This window comes from Arenibacter flavimaris (assembly GCF_030291335.1).
Lineage (GTDB): Bacteria > Bacteroidota > Bacteroidia > Flavobacteriales > Flavobacteriaceae > Arenibacter.
Genome location: NZ_JASWIM010000003.1, coordinates 163,105 through 181,884, shown reverse-complemented (window position 1 = coordinate 181,884; position 18,780 = coordinate 163,105). Strand labels below are relative to the sequence as shown.

Here is an 18,780-nt window from a genome sequence, read left to right as displayed (position 1 = left end):
TATTAAAATATGCCCGATAAAAAGAAAAAGAGTCATGATTTTAGATCCAATATGTATTTTTATTGGAAAAAATCCAGAAGGTTTAGGGTTGGGATTTTTGCAGATATACGTGATGCCCTGTTTATAATAGCCGGGATATTTTCTGCAGCTTTTGGCTTGGAGAGTTTTTTGTTGCCCAATAGCTTTATTGATGGTGGGGCGACGGGAATTTCACTTTTGATCTCGGAAATCTCGTCTATGCCCTTATATATATTGATTATTCTTGTAAATATTCCATTTATATTTCTTGGTTTTAAGGTAATAGGCAAACAATTTGCCATGAAAGCCTCATTTGCGATTATTGGCTTGGCCATAGTTTTGGCCACGGTACACTTCCCAGAAGTCACCGAGGACAAACTCTTGGTAGCAGTTTTTGGCGGATTCTTCCTGGGGGCCGGAATAGGTCTTTCCATTAGGGGAGGCGGTGTTTTGGATGGCACCGAGGTACTCGCTATTTACCTGAGTAGGAAATTGAGAACCAAAATTGGGGATAATATCATTGTAATAAATATAATAATATTCTTGGCAGCTGCTTATTTCCTCTCCTTGGAGACTGCTCTTTATTCTATGTTGACCTATTTATCGGCCTCTAAAACTTTGGATTTTGTGGTGGATGGGATCGAGGAATATACGGGGGTTACCATTATTTCTGCCCGTAGTGAGGAGATTAGACTTATGATTACTGAAAAATTGGGTAGGGGGCTTACCATATACAAAGGTCATGGCGGATATGGTAAAAGTGGCGCACACAATGAGTACGACATTATTTATGCGGTAATTACCAGATTGGAGATTAGTAAATTGAATACGGAACTGGAAAAGATAGACCCTAATGCCTTTGTTGTTATGAATAGTATAAATGATACCAAAGGGGGGATGATCAAAAAACGGGCTTTGAACCACTAAAATCTTTCATTGTACAACAGATTTGTAAGTATTGCGAAAGTAATACTACCAATGTAACTATTGTTACCGATTGCTGCCCTAAGAAGGGCTAATTTTGGGGATAAATAGTGTAAATGTTTATGGAACAAACAATACGGAAAACGAAAGAGGAATTGGTTCAGGGTGGTTTAAAGACTGCTATGGGTTATGGGGATTACAGACAAATGGTTGCCAAATTAGCCCTAGAAGGAAAATCTACGGGACCCGTACAAAGTGAAGAACTTGTTAACTATACACGTCTTAACGATCAAAGGATGAAACGTTTGGACAAGACTATTAAGATCGATGCTGTTTCCGAAGCCAAAATTAAAGCGATTGATAAAAAAATTACCTGGTTGGTGCTTACTGAAAGTTGGTGTGGCGATGCCGCCCAAACACTCCCTGTAATGAATAAGATGGCGGTTTTAAATAGGAATATATCTTTAAGGCTACTATTACGTGATGAAAATCCGGCACTAATGGAGCAGTTTTTGACCAATGGGGCCATGGCCATTCCTAAATTGATTTCCATTGCGGACACTACGGGAAAGGTTATTGGGGAATGGGGTTCCCGACCCTCCATTGCCAAAGGAATGGTGCAGGATTACAAACATACCCATGGGAAGTTGACGGCAGAATTTAAACAGGATCTACAACTTTGGTATAATAAGGATAAAGGGCAAAATACGGTGAGCGACCTATTATCGTTGCTTTCCTTGGAATAGATAGGTAATGGTGCCCATTTGTTCTGCTTTTACTCCGGTATTAAATTTGGACTTTAAGGCATATTCAATGGCATTTTCCACTAGACAACCATTGAGGGTACTGGAACTTTTTTTGTTTACGTCGGCCTCTATCACTTTTCCCAATGGGTCTACCTTAATATTAATGACTACCTTACCTCCTTCTATACAGGTGTAAATAGGTATGGGAAGGCTGGAATGTCTTCTGTCTACCAAGGAGTAGGATATGGAAGTCTTTCTCTTTGCCAAATTGTTGGTCATTACTTCCTTACTAGCTTCCTTTTCTCCCAATAATTCTTGTTTTTCCCTTCTTCTCTTGGCCAATTCTTTTACCCTTGCGGCGTATTCGGAGTTGGAACTTAGATAGTCCGTAGGATCGTCACTATCAGAGGATAACTCCTGTTCTTCCATTATTTCCTCCAATGTTTTTAGAGGCTCAGGATTTCCAAAACTTGGTTTATTGGCTTCGTTATAGGCCATATGACTTTTAACGGGATCGGCCTTGGCCATTTCCTCCATTTCTTTTAAATCTTCCTCAATTTGCTTTTCCAGATCTTCCTCTTCCAACAAACTTAATTCAATAACATATTCTTCCTTTTCTTCCTGCCCCAGGTGGATGTTGTACAAACCTAGTACCACCAAGGCCATGGAAAAGAATGTTATTAAAAAAGAAAGTTGCTTTCGGTTCAGATGCATAGTGATATAACCACGTTTTATCAAAAATATTTCAAATTATCGACGAACGGTTGGGTTACCACTTTTAATATCGAAGTTTAACGGTCGATTTGCAGTAAGTTACCAAATTCCTCGGGGGTTATGGCTTTATTTACGTTGTAATCCCCTATTTTGGTTCTTTTCAAGGAGGATAAATGTGCTCCGGATTGCAAGGCTTTTCCAAAATCATGTGCCAAAGACCTAATATATGTCCCTTTACTGCAGACCACTCTGAAGTGTACCGTTGGTAGCTCAATAGAGGTAATTTCAAATTCGGTAATTGTGACCCCTCTTTTTTTAATCTCTACTTCCTTCCCTTCCCTTGCGTATTCATATAGTCTTTTCCCGTCTTTTTTTAGTGCAGAGAAAACGGGCGGAATTTGTTCTATATCCCCAATAAATTGGGCAGTGGTACTGTGGATCAATTCCTTGGTAATATGATCTATGGGGAAGTGTTCGTCTATCTCCGTTTCCAAATCATAGGATGGGGTTGTTCCACCCAAGGTTATAGTACCGGTATACTCTTTTTCCTGGCCCTGAAGTTCGTTAATGGTTTTAGTGGATTTTCCCGTACAGACAAGTAATAATCCTGTCGCCAACGGGTCTAGGGTGCCAGCGTGGCCTATCTTAATTTTTTTTAGCTGAAATTTCTTTCTTATTTTCCATTTTAAGGAATTAACTGCTTGAAAGGATGACCAACCAAGCGGTTTGTCTATCAGCAATACCTGCCCCTCTAAAAAGTCTTCCTTAGTCATTACATTACCGTTAGCGGACTAATAAAATAATGTATGATAATAATGGCGATACCCACTACTATTCTGTAGTAGCCAAAAACCTTAAAGCCATGTTTGCTCAAATACCCAATAAAGGTCTTAATGGCGAAAAGTGCCACAACAAACCCTACTACATTGCCTATAATCAATAAATTTATTTGTTCGGACGTTAGGGTAAAGCCTGCCTGGTAATAGTCATAACTCTTTTTAAGGGTAGCACCAAGCATGGTAGGCAAGGCCAGAAAGAAAGAGAATTCTGCTGCCGCTGTCCTGGATAATTTTTGGGTCATACCCCCAACAATGCTGGCGCCACTTCTAGAGACTCCTGGAATCATTGCCAAACACTGAAAGAGTCCAATCTTAAAGGCCGTGGCATATGAAATGTCGGTGTTCTCCGAATTTCCGAACCAGTCATCCACCTTTAACAGGATGAACCCTCCTATAACCAAGGAAACGGCTACTACAATGGGACTTTCCAGTAAGGCGTCTATGACATCACTTAAAAGTAAACCTAATACCACTGCTGGAATAAAGGCGACTAAAAGTTTATAATAAAAATCAATGCTTTGAAAGAATCTTTTAAAGTATAGAACCACTACAGAAAGTATAGTGCCCAATTGAATAACGATAGTAAACAATTTGGTGAAATCTTCCTGGGCAATACCAAAAAAGGAAGATGTAATGATCATGTGTCCAGTTGAGGAAACCGGTAAATACTCGGTTATACCTTCAATAATGGCAAGAATAATAGCCTCAAATATGTCCAAAATTTATCTTTTCTTATGCGGATTCAACAGAATGGCGTAAACTTCTATCCCTAGCCCGATCAATACCAATGTTGGGGCCAAGCGTATTCTTCTGAAATTATAAATTTCAGGATTAAACACATTGGGATCGTCACTTCCTCCACCGCTCATGAGGATAAATCCTAGGCTAATAAAGGCCAAACCAACAAACATAAATAGGTAATTTTTTTTCTGGAAAATAAATTCCTGTCTAGGCTTTTGTGCTTGATTATTGTTTTGTTTTTTACTCATGCCGCAAAGTTAATAATATAAATCGTCTGTTCTAAGATTTAAGAAACGTTGTGTTGCAAAAAATGTACTTATATAAGAAATCAAAACTCCTAAAAGAAAGACACTTGCAAAAAGGAATATGAGAATTGTCGGGTCTTGAAAAAGGTTGAGTTCCGGGAAATTGATATTTACATAGTAGATGACAAAGCCCAAAGCAATTAATGCCAGCACAGCTCCAAGGACCCCCAATTTTATGTTGGTCCAAATAAAAGGTTTACGGATAAACGTTTTAGTGGCCCCAACCATCTGCATGGTCTTTATGATAAATCGCTTGGAGTAAATGGAAAGTCTAATGGAACTGTTTATCAATAACACGGCGATAAAGGTAAAAACACCACTGGCGACCAATATCCAGAAGCTTATTTTTTTTACATTATCGTTTAAAAGGGAAATCAAAGGTTTGTCGTAGCTTACTTCTTCAATATAGTCCCTGCTTGAAATTTCCTCTGCTATTTCGGCAATCTTTTCCGTAGACACATAATCGGCCTTAAGTTGCACGTCAATGGAATTTTTAAGGGGGTTATACCCCAGGAAATCCAAAAAATTCTCTCCAATTTCCTGACTGTGTTGTTCTGCCGCCTCTTCTTTGGAAACATAGGTGGCCCTTTTGGTATATTCGGCCATGGCCAAACTTTTTTGCAATTGGTCAACCTCCACTTCTTTGGCATTGTCCTTAAGAAAGACCGATATGGTGATCTGCTCCTTAAAATGATCGGCCAGTTTTTTGGTGTTCAAAACCAAAAGCCCCAATATGCCCAATAAAAAAAGGACTAGGCCAATACTTAGGACTACTGAGAAATAAGAGGAAATAAGCTTTCTTTTTTGAAAACGTTCAAAAGATGTACTCATAGTTGAAAATCAATATGTAAAAATAGGAAAGTAAATTGAATTAGAAATAAAAGAGCCCTCTTTCCTCCTTTATTTAGGTACAGTTGAAAGTTAAGTGATGCTTTGGCCACCAAGGTCTTCATTTTGCATAATGGATTATCTTTTTAATGTAAAATGCCCTTTTTTAATGGTGTCGTTTATTGTAATTTGGAACCAATAGTCGGATGCCGGCAAGGATTTTCCATTAAAGGTTCCGTCCCATTCAAACGGACTGTTTAGAGAGGTTTTTATGAGGTTGCCATAGCGATCGAACAAGCTCATTTTTGAAAAATTAAATTTTTCCAGGCCGTTAATTTTAAAAAGGTCATTGATGCCATCCCCATTGGGCGTAAAGAATTTGGGTATCACCAGGTGTATATAGGCCAAGGTGGCAATGCCACAATTGTTCCGTTCCCGTACATATAGCGTATACAATCCCCCTTCCGTATTATTAAATACGTTTGCGTTTTGGTAGTTAAAACCATCCAACGAAAATTCAAATTCCCCACTGTTTTCGGTCAATATGGAGATGGTGTACTCCTCGGAAACAGCGGTTTGGATTTTTGGGGCATCAATCTGTTGCAGGCTAATTGTTTTTATACTGGAGCATCCGTTGGCATTGGTTACTTTGACAGTATAAATTCCGGGAGCGGTTACATTGATACTTTCGGTTGTTTCACCTGTATTCCATTCATAGGCCATATTGCTGATTTTGGCAGAAAGGGTGGTGGTGGTATTTTCACAGAAACTAAGGGTCTCATCGCTTACTTCTGGCAAGTCGAATAAAGTCATGCTGATAGCTGTTCTCTGGTCTGCATAACAATTTGCCAAGGTAGATACAGCCTCGGCATAATAGGTGCCGGACACTTGGGGGGTGTAGGTGTTGCTATTGGATAGCAAAAGATTACCTCCAATGGGAGCGTCGTACCAGTCTACTTGAATATATTCCGGGACGGAGACCGATAATGCCCTGTTCTGGTCCACACAGCTTAGAATGTCGCCATCACTTTGTGGGGGATCGGGTTGGGGAACTATTAGAACCTCGTAAACATCCGAAATGGTACTGCATAGGGAATTGGCCAAGTTAATGGCATCTTCGGCCATTTTAACTCTAAAATAGGTGGAGCTGGTCAGAAGTGCCGAGGTGTAGGTGGCACTGTTTTCCCCTGAAAGGTCCGTCCAATTAACCCTGTCCGAGCTCTGTTGCCATTGGTAGGCATGAGTGTTGTAAATGGAAAAGTCAGGGGTGGCGGTAAGTTGTATGTTAGTGGCAGGCGCTGTTTCACATTGTGTAAGATAGCCCTTGTTCTGGGCATCCGTAAGCTCAATATAATCGCCACAAGATTTAAAAACAATGTCGTCTATGGCAAGATCGTTTCCACAACCGCCAACGCCGTTGTTCAGCATTTTTAGTACTACCGATGTCTGTGAGGGCAAAGTTTGAAATACCAGACCGTATTGGCGCCATATGGGGGTCTCTGTTCCATGTATGTTTCCAGTGTCTCCCGAGGCCAACAAGTTGGTTTCCGTGTCATCCCAAATTTGAAATTTCACATTTATTGGGATTCCGTTCCCGTTGCATCCGGAGGCAGGTAATAAATTAATAAGCCATGAGGAGAATTCGTAGGAGGTGTTTTCACAGAGTCCTGCTACCTTTCGTTTAAAGAATTCCCCTGGGGTGTAATCGGCATTAACCACAAAAGACTTTCCATTGGTATCGTTCGGGGTGTGGTCACTAATATTGTGCCAATTGTAAAAAGGGGTGGCATTGGAGATCGTATAACTACCGTCTATTGGGGAACCGCCAACATATTGGTAGGAAGTACTTCCGTTTGCCAAAGGTGGTCCGTAAAAAAGCCCTTCACCAAAAGTTTCCGTAAAGATAGGGTCACCGGTGTTTCCGGTACAAAATCCAAATTGGGCCTTTGCGGTAGTGGAACAAAGGAGGTATAATAGAAGAATGCGCGAACCAAGGCGCCATAATATTTTAATCACGTTTTAAAGATATATATTTTGAAGTAACCTTTTGCGATGGTAGGTGTATTTGTAAATAATGGCAAAGGGGAATACAGTGTTGTGGTTAGTTGCCATAGTAGGTAAGTAGATAATATCTTTTTGCTTTCATAGATTAAACTTATTTTTGCCGAGCATAAAATTAATGGAGCGTGTACCCTTGGTGCGCTGGATATTAAGACAAACAAGATAGAATGACTTACGATTTCAGGAAAATTGAAGAAAAGTGGCAAAAATTTTGGGCGGAAAACCAAACCTTTAAAGCAGAAAACGATTCCCAAAAGGAAAAGTTTTATGTGCTGGATATGTTTCCCTATCCTTCCGGTGCCGGTTTACATGTAGGACATCCTTTGGGCTATATCGCCAGCGATATTTATGCGCGCTACAAAAGGCACAAAGGTTTTAATGTATTGCATCCTATGGGGTATGATTCCTTTGGCTTGCCTGCGGAGCAATATGCCATTCAGACAGGGCAGCATCCTGCCATAACAACGGAGACCAATATCAACAGATATAGGGAGCAGTTGGATAAAATTGGTTTTTCTTTCGATTGGAGCCGGGAAGTTCGTACCTCCGATCCCAATTATTACAAATGGACACAGTGGATCTTTATCCAACTTTTTAATTCCTGGTACAACAAGGATGCCGATAGGGCGGAAGATATTTCCAGTCTCATCGCTATTTTTGAAAAAGAGGGAAACCAAAGTGTAAATGCTGTTTGTGATGACGATGTTGCAGTATTTTCAGCAGCCGATTGGAAGGCCTTTACGGCAAAGGAACAACAGGAAGTTTTATTGCAATATAGGTTGACATATTTGGCGGAGACCGAGGTTAATTGGTGTCCGGCCTTGGGAACGGTTTTGGCAAATGACGAGATGGTCAACGGGGTTTCGGAACGTGGCGGACATCCGGTTGTCCGCAAAAAAATGACGCAGTGGAGCATGCGCATTTCTGCCTATGCCCAGCGGTTGTTGGACGATTTGGCTATGGTAGATTGGCCCCAACCCCTAAAGGACTCACAAACCAATTGGATCGGTAGGTCCGAGGGAGCGGAAGTTACGTTTAGGGTCCTCCCCCCTGCCCCCTCCCAAGGAGGGGGGGCGGATACGTCTTCACCAAAATTTCATACGGCCGATTCTGACATTTACGGAGTTTTATTGGAAAGGGCTCAAGAAATGCGTAAGAATCCCACAAAGGCTGAAGCTTTACTATGGGAAGCTCTAAGAAATAGAAATTTGAATTCGAAATTTAGGAGGCAGCATCCAATTTCTAGATATATAGTTGATTTCGTTTGCCTTGAAAAGGAATTGATCGTGGAGGTTGATGGAGAAATTCACCAATATCAGTTGAACAAGGATGCCGAAAGGCAATTGTTGTTGGAGCAGAAAAAAGGCTACACCGTAATAAGATTTACTAATTATGAAGTCCTCAATAATATTGATGAAGTAATTTTAAAAATCGAGAAGTCACTTAGCTCCCCCTCCTTGGGAGGGGGCAGGGGGGAGGTCAATACGAAAGATATGGAAATTTCGGTTTTCACCACCAGACCAGATACCATTTTTGGGGTGAGTTTTATGACCCTGGCTCCAGAGCACGAATTGGTTGCCAAAATAACCACCTCTGAGCAAAAGGAGGAAGTAGAGGCCTATATAGCGGCTACGGCCAAACGCAGTGAGCGCGATCGTATGGCCGATGTAAAGACTATTACGGGAGCTTTTACAGGAGCTTATGCAGAACACCCATTTAGCAAAGAGCCTATTCCTATTTGGATAGGCGACTATGTTTTGGCAGGCTACGGTACCGGGGCGGTAATGTCCGTTCCCTGTGGAGATCAGCGCGATTACGATTTTGCAAAGCATTTCAAGATTCCCATTCCAAATATTTTTGAGGGTGTGGATATTTCCGAAGAGGCCTTTGCCGATAAGGAAAAGACGGTTATTGCCAATTCCGATTTTTTAAATGGACTCTCCTATAAAAAGGCCGTTAAACGCGTTATTTTTGAATTGGAGAAATTGGAACAGGGGAAAGGAAAGATCAACTATAGGTTGCGCGATGCCGTGTTTAGTCGGCAACGCTATTGGGGAGAGCCCTTTCCGGTATATTATGTGGACGGGATGCCCCAAATGATCGGTGCCGAACATTTACCTATAGTGTTGCCCGAAGTTGAAAAATACCTGCCAACTGAAACCGGTGAACCGCCTTTGGGGAATGCTACGGTTTGGGCCTGGGACATAAAGAAGTCGGCAGTTGTTGGCAATGAACTAATAGATCATAAAACCGTATTCCCATTGGAGCTGAATACCATGCCGGGTTGGGCGGGAAGCTCGTATTATTTTAACCGATATATGGATCCGAATAATAAGGAGGAAGTCTTTTCGCAAGAAGCCATTAATTACTGGCAGGATGTGGATTTATATATAGGAGGAAGCGAGCATGCCACGGGACATTTGCTGTACAGCCGATTTTGGCAAAAGTTTTTGTTTGATAAGGGGATAGTGCCAAAGCCGGAATTTGCCAAAAAACTGATCAATCAGGGGATGATTACGGGTACGAGTGCTTTTGTATATAGATATGTCTTGAATTGGTATACTGGAGATTCTGAGGAATGGGATTCTAAGAGTGAGAATAATGATCAAGTTACACTGATAGTTTCTAAAAAATATTACAAATGGTTAAATTCTGAAGAGTACAGTTTAGATAATAATCTTGTAATTGATGTTTTAGGTGATTATATACCAGATTCTTTTCATAATGGAAGATTTAGGAGTTCTGATATAGCCTTAATACATGCAGATGTTTCTCTTTTAAATGCATCAGATGAACTGGATATTGAAGCATTTAAAAAATGGAGGCCAGAGTATGAAGATGCGAAATTTGTTCTAGAGGACGGGAAGTACATTGTAGGTCGGGAGGTAGAAAAAATGTCCAAATCCAAATACAATGTGGTGAGTCCGGATAGCATCTGCCAGGAGTACGGGGCGGATTCCCTGCGTCTGTACGAGATGTTCCTAGGCCCTTTGGAGCAATCCAAGCCTTGGAATACCGCAGGTATTACCGGGGTTCACAGTTTTCTTAAGAAAATGTGGCGTTTGTTCCACGGGGGAAGTGACGGGGCTTTTTTAGTTACCGATGCCCAACCTACCGCAGATAATTTAAAGACGTTGCACAAGACCATCAAGAAGGTGGAAGAGGACATAGAGCATTTTTCTTTTAACACCTCTGTTTCTACCTTTATGATCGCCGTGAACGAATTGTCTGCCCAAAAATGCAATAGTAGGGAGATATTGGAACCATTGGCCATTTTGGTTTCTCCCTATGCGCCCCATATAGCGGAAGAGCTTTGGAGTAAATTGGGATACACTACCTCTATTGCCACTGCACCCTTTCCTAAATTTGAAGGGAAGTATTTGGTGGAAAGCAGTAAGGAATACCCTATTTCGTTTAATGGGAAAATGCGCTTTAAATTGGAGTTGCCTGCAGATCTCTCCAAAGAGGATATAGAGGCAGCAGTTATGGCCCACGATAAGACCCAGGAACAACTACAGGGCCGTACCCCTAAAAAGGTGATCGTGGTACCGGGTAAAATTGTCAATATAGTGGGATAAGTGGATTGTTCCAAAGGTTAAGTTTGTTTTGGGAATATTTTGGACTTAATTTCACTATGTGGGGCTGTCCATAAAATTGTATCTAGCGGAATGGAAAACATCGAAATCATGGGTTTGGTAGCGGCCGTGCTTACTACCTATTCCATTGTACCACAGGTACAAAAGACCTGGGCCAATAAATCTACCAAAGATATTTCACTTACCATGTACTTGGCTATGTTCCTTGGGGTGGTCCTTTGGTTGATATATGGTATTTACCATGAAAGTGTGCCCATGATCTTGGCCAATTTCATTACCGCGGTGTTACTATTTATTATGATAGTCCTTAAGTTGAAATATAAGTAGGTAGGGACAAATTGTCAGATAAATATGCCTTTATGCTGTCCTGTTAAGGTGTGTGTAATTTGGCCGGGTTTTTGATTATTTAGAAAAGAATGGATTACTGTATATTAAGAAATAAAAACTTTAGTATATTGGATTAATTTAAAAGAGAATTGTTATGATGATGTATTATATATTACTGGGAGCCATAGCTCTGGTAAGTTGGTTGGTTAGTAATAAGCTAAAAAGTAAATTTAAGTTCTATTCCAAAGTGCATCTGCGCAATGGTATGAGCGGTGCCGAGATTGCGGAAAAAATGTTGGCGGACCATGGAATAACCGATGTGAAGGTAATTTCTACCCCGGGAATGTTAACAGACCATTACAATCCGGTAAACAAAACGGTGAATTTAAGTGAAGGGGTCTATAGCCAAAGAAACGCTTCGGCAGCAGCGGTTGCGGCCCACGAATGTGGACATGCGGTTCAACATGCTACGGCGTATGAATGGTTGACCCTGCGATCCAAATTGGTACCGGTGGTAAGTGTTACCTCGGGAATGTCCATGTGGGTGGTTTTTGGTGGAATTATGTTGGGAGCTGCAGCGGGAGTTGGCCTTGGATATTGGGTAGCCGTGGCAGGTCTAATAATGATGGGACTCGCAACCTTGTTCAGCTTTATTACCTTACCTGTTGAATACGATGCCAGTAATCGCGCCCTTGCTTGGTTAAAGAACAAGAATATGGTAACCCAGGAGGAATACAAAGGATCTGAGGATGCCTTAAAATGGGCTGCCAGGACCTACTTGGTTGCAGCTATAGGATCTTTGGCCACTTTGGTGTATTGGGCCATGCAGGTTCTGGGAAGTAGGGACTAGGACTTGTGATAAATCAATAAAAAGGGCATCTTTTGATGTCCTTTTTTTATATCGTTATTTGTCGGTCTATTTGTTGGTCCAAAGAAATGAAGGTCTCTGTTCTGGAAACCCCTTCAATCTGTTGTATATCCCTATTGAGTACATGCATAAGATGTTCGTTGTCCCTACATAGTACCTTTATTAGAATGGACCAGTTTCCGGTAGTATAATGGCATTCCAAAACCTCGGGGATTTTTTCAAGTTCCTTTACGGCCAATGGATTGCTCATGGCCTTGTCCAAATAAATACCAATATAGGCCATGGTGGTGTATCCCAAAACTTTGGGGTTAATAATAAATTTAGAGCCTGCTATAAGGCCTGAAGCTTCCAATTTTCGTAACCTCTGATGAATGGCGGCACCTGAAATTCCAATTTTTCTGGCAATTTCCAGAACTGGTTTTCTGGCATCGGCCATTAAAAATCTAAGTATCTTTTTGTCGATACCATCAATTTTTATGTTTTCGTTATTGGATTTCATGGTCTATACTTCAAATTCAATATAAAGATACCAAAATGGTTTTACATCTTAACTAGCAACAGAATCTGGATTATAACCCAGGTAAGGGACCTGGTACTCCTTAAAGTGGATTCCATAGCTTTTAAGTTGCTTTAATATAGGTTCGTAGACCTCCTGTCTTAATGGTAATTGTACCCCAGGGGTAGTGATTTTTTTGTTTAATATCAACAAGGTGGCCATGGCTACCGGTAACCCAACGGTTTTGGCCATTGCAGTATAGGTCCTGTCTTCCCCGATAACCACTGTATTGGAATCTATCTGTTCTTTTTTTCCATGAAGCTCGTACCCAAATTTATGGTACATAACAATCATATCCTTGTCCGTATGGCCCAAGGTCCAGCTGTCCTCCAAAATTTTTTGTAAAATTTGTGCGGGGGTAGCGTTTTTTAATTCAATTTTCCTATTCGAATCAAATAAGCGCAATTCCATTAATTTTTCCCACATTATATCGTCCTGATCTATTTTAAGATAATGCCTCAGTTTTAGTTCTACCGTATTGGTAGGGGAATAGGGTAGAAATAGGTTCACAAATTCGCGGTAAGACATTCCTTCTGAATTCTCAATGGTATAGCTGTCATCGGTCATGCCCAATTGGACGAACATATTCCACGCCTTGGAAAAGCCCACCCTTCTCATAGTACCCCTATAGAGGGTTAGCACATTGTCCAGGCCATAGGCTTCCCTGTATTTTAGAGAGTCCCTATTGGCGTACACTTCAAACTTCCCGTAACCCTCTACATCCAGGAATTCGGTCCTTCTAAATAGCTTGTGATAGGGAATGTATTTGTAGGTGCCTTCCTGAATAAATTTTGCCACACCCCCCTGGCCGGCCAGTACAACATTTCTGGGGTTCCAAGTAAATTTATAGTTCCACAGGTTGTTGTCGCTTTCCGGGGCTACCAATCCTCCAGTGAAAGATTCGAAGAGAATTATTTTACCGCCGCGTTTCCTAATATTATCTATTACCTGCATGGCGCTCATGTGGTCTATACCGGGATCCAAACCAATTTCATTCATAAAAACTAGACCTTTTTCCTTGGCCTGTTGGTCCAACGCCAATATGTCATCGCTGATATAGGAGGCAGTAACCAAATGTTTTGAAAATTGAATGCAATCCACGGCTACCTTGATATGAAAGCGGGCAGGGAGCATGGATATGACAATATCCGACTGCTCTATGACCTTACTTCTTTCCCTATCATTGAAGATATCCAATTTAAATACTGTGCAGGAGGGGTCTAATTTTATTCTCTCAGGAAGGGCTTCCGGATTTAGGTCGCATATAGTAATATGTAAATTTTCAGCCTCCGCTTTTTGCAATAAATAATCCAACAAATATGCAGTGGATTTTCCGCTGCCCACAACAAGTATTTTTCGACGCATTGGTTTTTTGCTTTTCAATTTTACGGTTACTAAGGTATCAAATTGTTATATTTGTAAGAAATAAGACCTTTAAAGTTATGAACAAAACAATTTTCGGTACAGGTGTATTTTTTGGTCTAACAGCCGTTCTTTTGGGGGCTTTTGGGGCACATGGTTTGGAAAAAATGATTGACGCCAAAGCCATAGAAACCTTTGAAACCGGAGTCAGATACCAGATGTACCATGCCTTGTTCCTTATGATTTTGGGCGGTTGCAACGTATTGATAAACGAACGCAAAAAGACAGTTTATTATTTTATCGTGGCTGGAGTGGTATGTTTCTCTTTTTCAATTTACTTATTGGCCCTTAATGAATTGTTTAGTTTTGACTTCAAGAAATTGGCGTTATTGACTCCGCTCGGAGGTGTCCTCCTAGTGACGGGATGGCTACTTTTGGGCATAAGGGTTCTAAATCAAAAGCCATCAAATTGAAACTAACAAGCTCATAGAGCACTTATATTTTTCTAATAAAACTTAACTATTATGAATTCATCAACACCCTCAACTAAATCGATTGCGCTGGAGACGTATGGTATAGCCAATACAAAAATCCATTATCAATTATCACCTTCAAGGCTACATGAAATTACCGTGGAAAAAGGAATGGGCACCACCTCGTCTACAGGAGCTTTGGCTATTGATACGGGAGAATTTACAGGCAGGTCCCCAATGGACAGGTTTATTGTTAAGGATGATATTACGGCCGATAAAATTTGGTGGGGAAATGTGAATATACCCTTTGAAAGTGAAAAGTTTGATGCCCTTTACGACAAGGTTATCAACTATCTTAATAAAAGGGAGCTTTATGTAAGGGATTGCTTTGCCTGTGCCGACGATGATTATAGGATGAACATTAGGGTCATCACAGAATACCCATGGTCCAATATGTTTGCCTATAATATGTTCTTAAGGCCTACGGAAGAGGAGTTGATCGATTTTGATCCGGAATGGACGGTAATCAATGCACCCGGGTTTATGGCCAATGCAAAGGAGGACGGGACAAGACAGCATAATTTTGCTATTTTGAATTTTACTCGAAAAATTGTATTGATAGGAGGAACCGGATATACCGGGGAAATTAAAAAGGGAATATTCTCGGCATTGAATTTTATACTTCCAGTATTTAAGAATTGCCTTCCCATGCATTGTTCGGCCAATGTAGGCGAGGATGGGGACACTGCTATCTTTTTCGGACTTTCAGGTACTGGTAAGACTACCTTATCGGCGGATCCACATAGAAAATTGATAGGGGATGATGAACATGGGTGGACCAAGGAGAATACCGTTTTTAATTTTGAGGGAGGGTGTTACGCCAAAGTCATTAATCTTTCGGAAGAAAATGAGCCTGAAATTTACGGAGCTATAAAGAAAGGGGCGCTCTTGGAGAATGTGATCCTGGATGCCAATGGGGTTGTAGACTTTGCAAATACCTCCATTACCCAAAATACCAGGGTAAGTTATCCCATTTATAATATAGACAATATACAGGTGCCGTCCATTGGTAAGAATCCGAGGAATATTTTCTTTTTAACTGCGGATGCCTTTGGGGTATTGCCCCCTATTTCCAAACTGACCCCCAGTCAGGCTGCCTATCATTTTATTTCCGGATATACGGCCAAGGTGGCCGGTACCGAGGCAGGGGTGGTGGAGCCAGTACCCAGTTTTTCTGCTTGTTTTGGTGCACCGTTCATGCCATTGCACCCTACGAAATACGCAGAAATGCTCAGTAAAAAAATGTTGGATGCAGGGGTAAACGTTTGGTTGGTAAATACTGGCTGGACCGGTGGCCCTTATGGGGTGGGTACCAGAATGAAATTGAAATATACCAGGGCGATGATCCATGCGGCCTTAAGTGGCGAATTGGGATTGTACAGTTATGATAAATACCACATCCACTCCGTTTTTGGTGTGGCACAGCCTAGGGAATGCCCAGGAGTTCCCACCAGTGTGTTAAGTCCACGGGCAACCTGGAATAATGACAAGGCCTATTACAAAACGGCCTTTAAATTAACCAATGCCTTTCGGGAAAACTTTAAAAAATTTGAGGCCTATGCCAATGAGGAAATACGGCGTGGAGGGCCGCAACGATATGCATTCTAAAAGAAAAAACCCCGAGGCTTGCCTCGGGGTTTTTAATAATGGTGTATTGCCCAATTACTTCTTTGGCAATAATTACTTCTTGTTTACACTAGTAATGTACCTCTGTAGTGCCATGGTCATGGACGGCGTTTCCGGGGTGGGAGCCTGAATATCTATTCTTAGGCCCGCTTCCGTGGCCGCTTTGACCGTTGAATTTCCAAATACAGCTATTCTGGTTTCGTTCTGCTTAAAATCAGGGAAATTCTTTAGCAATGATTCTATTCCGGACGGACTAAAGAATACCAATACATCATAGTACACATCCCTTAAATCGGAAAGATCACTAATTACAGTTTTGTAAAATATGCCCCTGGTCCAATCTATTCCCAGACTATTCAAAGTTTCGGGAACTATCGGTTTAAGAACATCTGAGGATGGCAATAAAAATTTTTCGTCCTTATATTTCTTGAACAAAGAATTTAAATCTGGAAAATTCATTTTCCCAACATAAATTTTACGCTTACGGTATACAACGTACTTTTGTAAATAGTAGGCTACTGCCTCTGATTGACAAAAATATTTCATGGTATCTGGTACCTTAAACCTCATTTCCTCCGCAATCCTAAAAAAATGATCCACCGCATTCCTACTGGTGAGTATAATGGCGGTAAAATTTTTAAGGTCAATTTTTTGTTGTCGGACCATTTTTGCATCAACACCTTCCACGTGGATAAAAGGTCTAAAATCTACCTTTATTTTCTCCTTATCAATAAGTTTGGAGTAGGGAGAATTTTCCATCTTGGGTTCTGGCTGTGAAACCAAAATCGTTTTTACTTTCATAGGTTTCGATCTATTAGATAGTTTCCAACTATAATAATTGGAGCTATTTCAAGAGCGCAAAGGTACAAAATAAAATACACAAAATTACTGGCGATGAATTTTTGATGATTTCTCAATGTTGTTATCCAACCAATGACGTTTATTAGGAATACCAATAAAAGACTTATAAAAATAACTGCTTTTGATTCCTTGAAAACATAATTTAATAGAAGATTGGCAAATAACATTACAATACCACTATAGTTAAGGTAGGAGAGTTTTTTAAAAATTATCTCGGAAATGATCTTATTGATATTGAAAATTATACCGTTGCCCAGTTGCAGGAGAATCTTTATGGTAAAAAATAATAAAAGCGTTATAAAAATAATGCCGTATGCAACAAACTGTTGCTCTTCTGGAATCTTAAAAAAAATTATATAGGTAAAATACAGGAAAAGGGAAAAATTAAGCAATTGGAAAATGCTGAAAATAATACTAAACCAATTAAAGAGTTTGTCTTTCTTTTGGTAAAGGAAGATATATTTGTTGTTGAAAGGTAGGATGATATAGTTGAGGAAACGGCTATAAAAAATGGTTTTGGCAAGCACCATAAAAAAAATACTGGAAAATAGGATAATGGTTATCCAATCTACGGTATGCACATTTCTTAATATTGCTTCCATTTATACGGTCTAGTTTTTATTTCCCGATATATCCAAAAAAATCAAATTTCAAAATATCCCTCCCGATCTTCATGTTACGCATGGCCCTATGCTTTGGCGGCATTATTGTTAACAACGTACATTTGGGCTCCTTTAGTGCCATTGGCCAAATAATAGAATCCTATGGGCCGGACTCGGGATACTTGCCATTTTTCAGGGCGATTGGATAAATCAGTCCAAACCTAAGCTTTTTTAGAGCCAAATCCATGGAAAAAGATAAGAAACCATTTCAGGCTGTGAAATAAGCCCGTGAAGGCCAATGCCATTGGGTTTATAGGAACTCTTTCCCCTTTTAAAAACACTTGGTCATTGGTCACGCATCAAATATAATCCAATCTGGCCTATTTTTTCGGTAGAATTGCAAAGGTCTTGTCCAGGTGCTCCAAACGGAGGTCAAAACCATACATTTGTCCCTAAATGTAATCTTTAAAAAAATCATAAAACTTCCCTGATATTTCCCTACAGTTTTTAAAATACTATTTTTGCTAAAATTGCAATACCTAAGATGGCGGATAGCTTGGTCATTATTCCTACCTTCAATGAAATTGAAAACATTGAGCTCATTATTCATTCCGTCTTTGCTTTGGAGCAGGATTTTCATATACTGGTTGTAGATGATAATTCGCCGGACGGCACAGCTGAAGCGGTAAAAGCTCTGCAGGATCAATGTTTTAATAAACTATTTTTAGAGGTAAGACAGGATAAATTTGGCTTGGGAACAGCCTATATCCACGGTTTTAAATGGGCCATAGAAAAAAAATATGAATATATTTTTGAGATGGATGCCGATTTCTCGCATGCCCCTGCAGATCTTATAAGACTGCGACAGGCATGTATGGATGGGGCGGACGTGGCCGTAGGGTCGCGGTACAAAAAGGGAATCAATGTGGTAAATTGGCCCTTGCACAGAATATTGTTGTCCTATGGAGCCTCCTTTTACGTTAAGTTGATAACAGGTATGAAGGTAGACGATCCTACGGCCGGATTTGTTTGTTATAGGAGAAAGGTCTTGGAAACCATCAATTTGGATTCCATTAAATTTATTGGCTATGCGTTTCAAATAGAAATGAAGTTCAGGGCCCATCTTCAAAAGTATAAAATTCAGGAGGTGCCTATTATTTTTACCGATAGAATCAGGGGGAAATCCAAAATGAGCGCTTCCATTATCAATGAAGCCGTGTTTGGGGTACTGCAGATGAAGTTGCGAAGTTTGTTTCACAAAAAGAAGTTTTAA

At 40.5% G+C, this 18,780-nt stretch carries 18 protein-coding genes; 8 read left to right on the top strand and 10 right to left on the bottom strand.

The features are described from left to right. The first annotated feature begins 9 nt into the window (after positions 1-9). Both QSE00_RS04075 and QSE00_RS04070 read left to right on the top strand, forming a co-directional pair. The gene (locus tag QSE00_RS04075; protein ID WP_110354549.1) at positions 10-945 is read left to right on the top strand and encodes a YitT family protein; all 936 of its coding nucleotides are present in this window, start codon (positions 10-12) and stop codon (positions 943-945) included. A gap of 119 nt (positions 946-1,064) precedes the next feature. Further along, complete coding sequence (locus tag QSE00_RS04070; RefSeq protein WP_110354799.1) at positions 1,065-1,688, top strand: thioredoxin family protein; 624 nt, start codon at positions 1,065-1,067, stop codon at positions 1,686-1,688. On the opposite strand, the gene QSE00_RS04065 is transcribed toward QSE00_RS04070, so the two are convergent. The 6 genes from QSE00_RS04065 to QSE00_RS04040 form a co-directional block, all read right to left on the bottom strand. Further along, positions 1,665-2,402 (bottom strand): hypothetical protein, encoded by a 738-nt coding sequence (locus tag QSE00_RS04065; protein ID WP_286104943.1) that lies wholly within the window; start codon positions 2,400-2,402, stop codon positions 1,665-1,667. The two genes, QSE00_RS04070 and QSE00_RS04065, sit on opposite strands and share 24 nt — an antisense overlap. A 77-nt stretch (positions 2,403-2,479) precedes the next feature. Continuing rightward, positions 2,480-3,175, bottom strand: a complete 696-nt coding sequence (gene truB / locus QSE00_RS04060; RefSeq protein WP_110354551.1) for a tRNA pseudouridine(55) synthase TruB — start codon at positions 3,173-3,175, stop codon at positions 2,480-2,482. Next, a complete protein-coding gene (locus QSE00_RS04055; protein WP_110354552.1) occupies positions 3,175-3,960 on the bottom strand; it encodes an undecaprenyl-diphosphate phosphatase in 786 nt (261 codons plus the stop codon). The genes truB and QSE00_RS04055 overlap by 1 nt, the downstream gene beginning before the upstream one ends. Before the next feature lie 3 nt (positions 3,961-3,963). Beyond that, positions 3,964-4,230 (bottom strand): DUF3098 domain-containing protein, encoded by a 267-nt coding sequence (locus QSE00_RS04050; protein WP_110354553.1) that lies wholly within the window; start codon positions 4,228-4,230, stop codon positions 3,964-3,966. A 9-nt stretch (positions 4,231-4,239) separates the two neighbouring features. Further along, positions 4,240-5,118 (bottom strand): cell division protein FtsX, encoded by an 879-nt coding sequence (locus QSE00_RS04045; protein WP_110354554.1) that lies wholly within the window; start codon positions 5,116-5,118, stop codon positions 4,240-4,242. 135 nt (positions 5,119-5,253) lie between these two features. Beyond that, positions 5,254-7,131, bottom strand: coding sequence for a T9SS type B sorting domain-containing protein (locus tag QSE00_RS04040; RefSeq protein WP_286104942.1), 1,878 nt, complete (start codon positions 7,129-7,131; stop codon positions 5,254-5,256). Positions 7,132-7,343: 212 nt separating this feature from the next. Here QSE00_RS04040 and QSE00_RS04035 point away from each other — a divergent pair, with 212 nt between their 5' ends. The 3 genes from QSE00_RS04035 to QSE00_RS04025 all read left to right on the top strand — a co-directional run bounded on the left by QSE00_RS04035 (position 7,344) and on the right by QSE00_RS04025 (position 11,949). Next, positions 7,344-10,754 carry a leucine--tRNA ligase gene (locus tag QSE00_RS04035; RefSeq protein WP_286104941.1) on the top strand — a complete coding sequence of 1,137 codons (3,411 nt, stop codon included), beginning with the start codon at positions 7,344-7,346 and terminating at the stop codon, positions 10,752-10,754. A gap of 90 nt (positions 10,755-10,844) precedes the next feature. Then, on the top strand, positions 10,845-11,099 hold the full coding sequence (locus QSE00_RS04030) for a SemiSWEET family sugar transporter (protein ID WP_286104940.1): 255 nt from the start codon (positions 10,845-10,847) through the stop codon (positions 11,097-11,099). 154 nt (positions 11,100-11,253) lie between these two features. Continuing rightward, positions 11,254-11,949: a zinc metallopeptidase gene (locus QSE00_RS04025; RefSeq protein ID WP_110354558.1), complete on the top strand. Its 696-nt coding sequence runs from the start codon at positions 11,254-11,256 to the stop codon at positions 11,947-11,949. 46 nt (positions 11,950-11,995) lie between these two features. On the opposite strand, the gene QSE00_RS04020 is transcribed toward QSE00_RS04025, so the two are convergent. Together QSE00_RS04020 and QSE00_RS04015 are read right to left on the bottom strand one after the other, a co-directional pair. Further along, positions 11,996-12,466, bottom strand: a complete 471-nt coding sequence (locus QSE00_RS04020; protein WP_286104939.1) for an Lrp/AsnC ligand binding domain-containing protein — start codon at positions 12,464-12,466, stop codon at positions 11,996-11,998. A gap of 48 nt (positions 12,467-12,514) precedes the next feature. Beyond that, entirely contained in the window at positions 12,515-13,888 is a 1,374-nt protein-coding gene (locus QSE00_RS04015; protein WP_286104937.1) for a saccharopine dehydrogenase family protein, read from the bottom strand. Positions 13,889-13,965: 77 nt separating this feature from the next. Between QSE00_RS04015 and QSE00_RS04010 the strand changes: the two genes are divergently transcribed. Continuing rightward, entirely contained in the window at positions 13,966-14,358 is a 393-nt protein-coding gene (locus tag QSE00_RS04010; RefSeq protein WP_110354561.1) for a DUF423 domain-containing protein, read from the top strand. 51 nt (positions 14,359-14,409) lie between these two features. Next, entirely contained in the window at positions 14,410-16,026 is a 1,617-nt protein-coding gene (pckA, locus tag QSE00_RS04005) for a phosphoenolpyruvate carboxykinase (ATP) (protein WP_286104936.1), read from the top strand. A gap of 72 nt (positions 16,027-16,098) precedes the next feature. Here pckA and QSE00_RS04000 read toward each other — a convergent pair whose 3' ends face one another. After that, a complete protein-coding gene (locus QSE00_RS04000) occupies positions 16,099-16,845 on the bottom strand; it encodes a uroporphyrinogen-III synthase (RefSeq protein ID WP_110354563.1) in 747 nt (248 codons plus the stop codon). Next, positions 16,842-17,507, bottom strand: a complete 666-nt coding sequence (locus QSE00_RS03995; protein WP_110354564.1) for a DUF4271 domain-containing protein — start codon at positions 17,505-17,507, stop codon at positions 16,842-16,844. The genes QSE00_RS04000 and QSE00_RS03995 overlap by 4 nt, the downstream gene beginning before the upstream one ends. 544 nt (positions 17,508-18,051) lie before the next feature. Between QSE00_RS03995 and QSE00_RS03990 the strand changes: the two genes are divergently transcribed. Beyond that, positions 18,052-18,780, top strand: coding sequence for a polyprenol monophosphomannose synthase (locus QSE00_RS03990; RefSeq protein WP_110354565.1), 729 nt, complete (start codon positions 18,052-18,054; stop codon positions 18,778-18,780).

Bases quoted from the DNA above. Each gene is read 5' to 3' on its own strand.
- QSE00_RS04075 (WP_110354549.1), top strand. From the start codon at position 10: ATGCCCGATAAAAAGAAAAAGAGTCATGATTTTAGATCCAATATGTAT.
- QSE00_RS04070 (WP_110354799.1), top strand. From the start codon at position 1,065: ATGGAACAAACAATACGGAAAACGAAAGAGGAATTGGTTCAGGGTGGT.
- QSE00_RS04065 (WP_286104943.1), bottom strand. From the start codon at position 2,402: ATGCATCTGAACCGAAAGCAACTTTCTTTTTTAATAACATTCTTTTCC.
- truB (WP_110354551.1), bottom strand. From the start codon at position 3,175: ATGACTAAGGAAGACTTTTTAGAGGGGCAGGTATTGCTGATAGACAAA.
- QSE00_RS04050 (WP_110354553.1), bottom strand. From the start codon at position 4,230: ATGAGTAAAAAACAAAACAATAATCAAGCACAAAAGCCTAGACAGGAA.
- QSE00_RS04045 (WP_110354554.1), bottom strand. From the start codon at position 5,118: ATGAGTACATCTTTTGAACGTTTTCAAAAAAGAAAGCTTATTTCCTCT.
- QSE00_RS04035 (WP_286104941.1), top strand. From the start codon at position 7,344: ATGACTTACGATTTCAGGAAAATTGAAGAAAAGTGGCAAAAATTTTGG.
- QSE00_RS04030 (WP_286104940.1), top strand. From the start codon at position 10,845: ATGGAAAACATCGAAATCATGGGTTTGGTAGCGGCCGTGCTTACTACC.
- QSE00_RS04025 (WP_110354558.1), top strand. From the start codon at position 11,254: ATGATGATGTATTATATATTACTGGGAGCCATAGCTCTGGTAAGTTGG.
- QSE00_RS04020 (WP_286104939.1), bottom strand. From the start codon at position 12,466: ATGAAATCCAATAACGAAAACATAAAAATTGATGGTATCGACAAAAAG.
- QSE00_RS04015 (WP_286104937.1), bottom strand. From the start codon at position 13,888: ATGCGTCGAAAAATACTTGTTGTGGGCAGCGGAAAATCCACTGCATAT.
- QSE00_RS04010 (WP_110354561.1), top strand. From the start codon at position 13,966: ATGAACAAAACAATTTTCGGTACAGGTGTATTTTTTGGTCTAACAGCC.
- pckA (WP_286104936.1), top strand. From the start codon at position 14,410: ATGAATTCATCAACACCCTCAACTAAATCGATTGCGCTGGAGACGTAT.
- QSE00_RS04000 (WP_110354563.1), bottom strand. From the start codon at position 16,845: ATGAAAGTAAAAACGATTTTGGTTTCACAGCCAGAACCCAAGATGGAA.
- QSE00_RS03995 (WP_110354564.1), bottom strand. From the start codon at position 17,507: ATGGAAGCAATATTAAGAAATGTGCATACCGTAGATTGGATAACCATT.
- QSE00_RS03990 (WP_110354565.1), top strand. From the start codon at position 18,052: ATGGCGGATAGCTTGGTCATTATTCCTACCTTCAATGAAATTGAAAAC.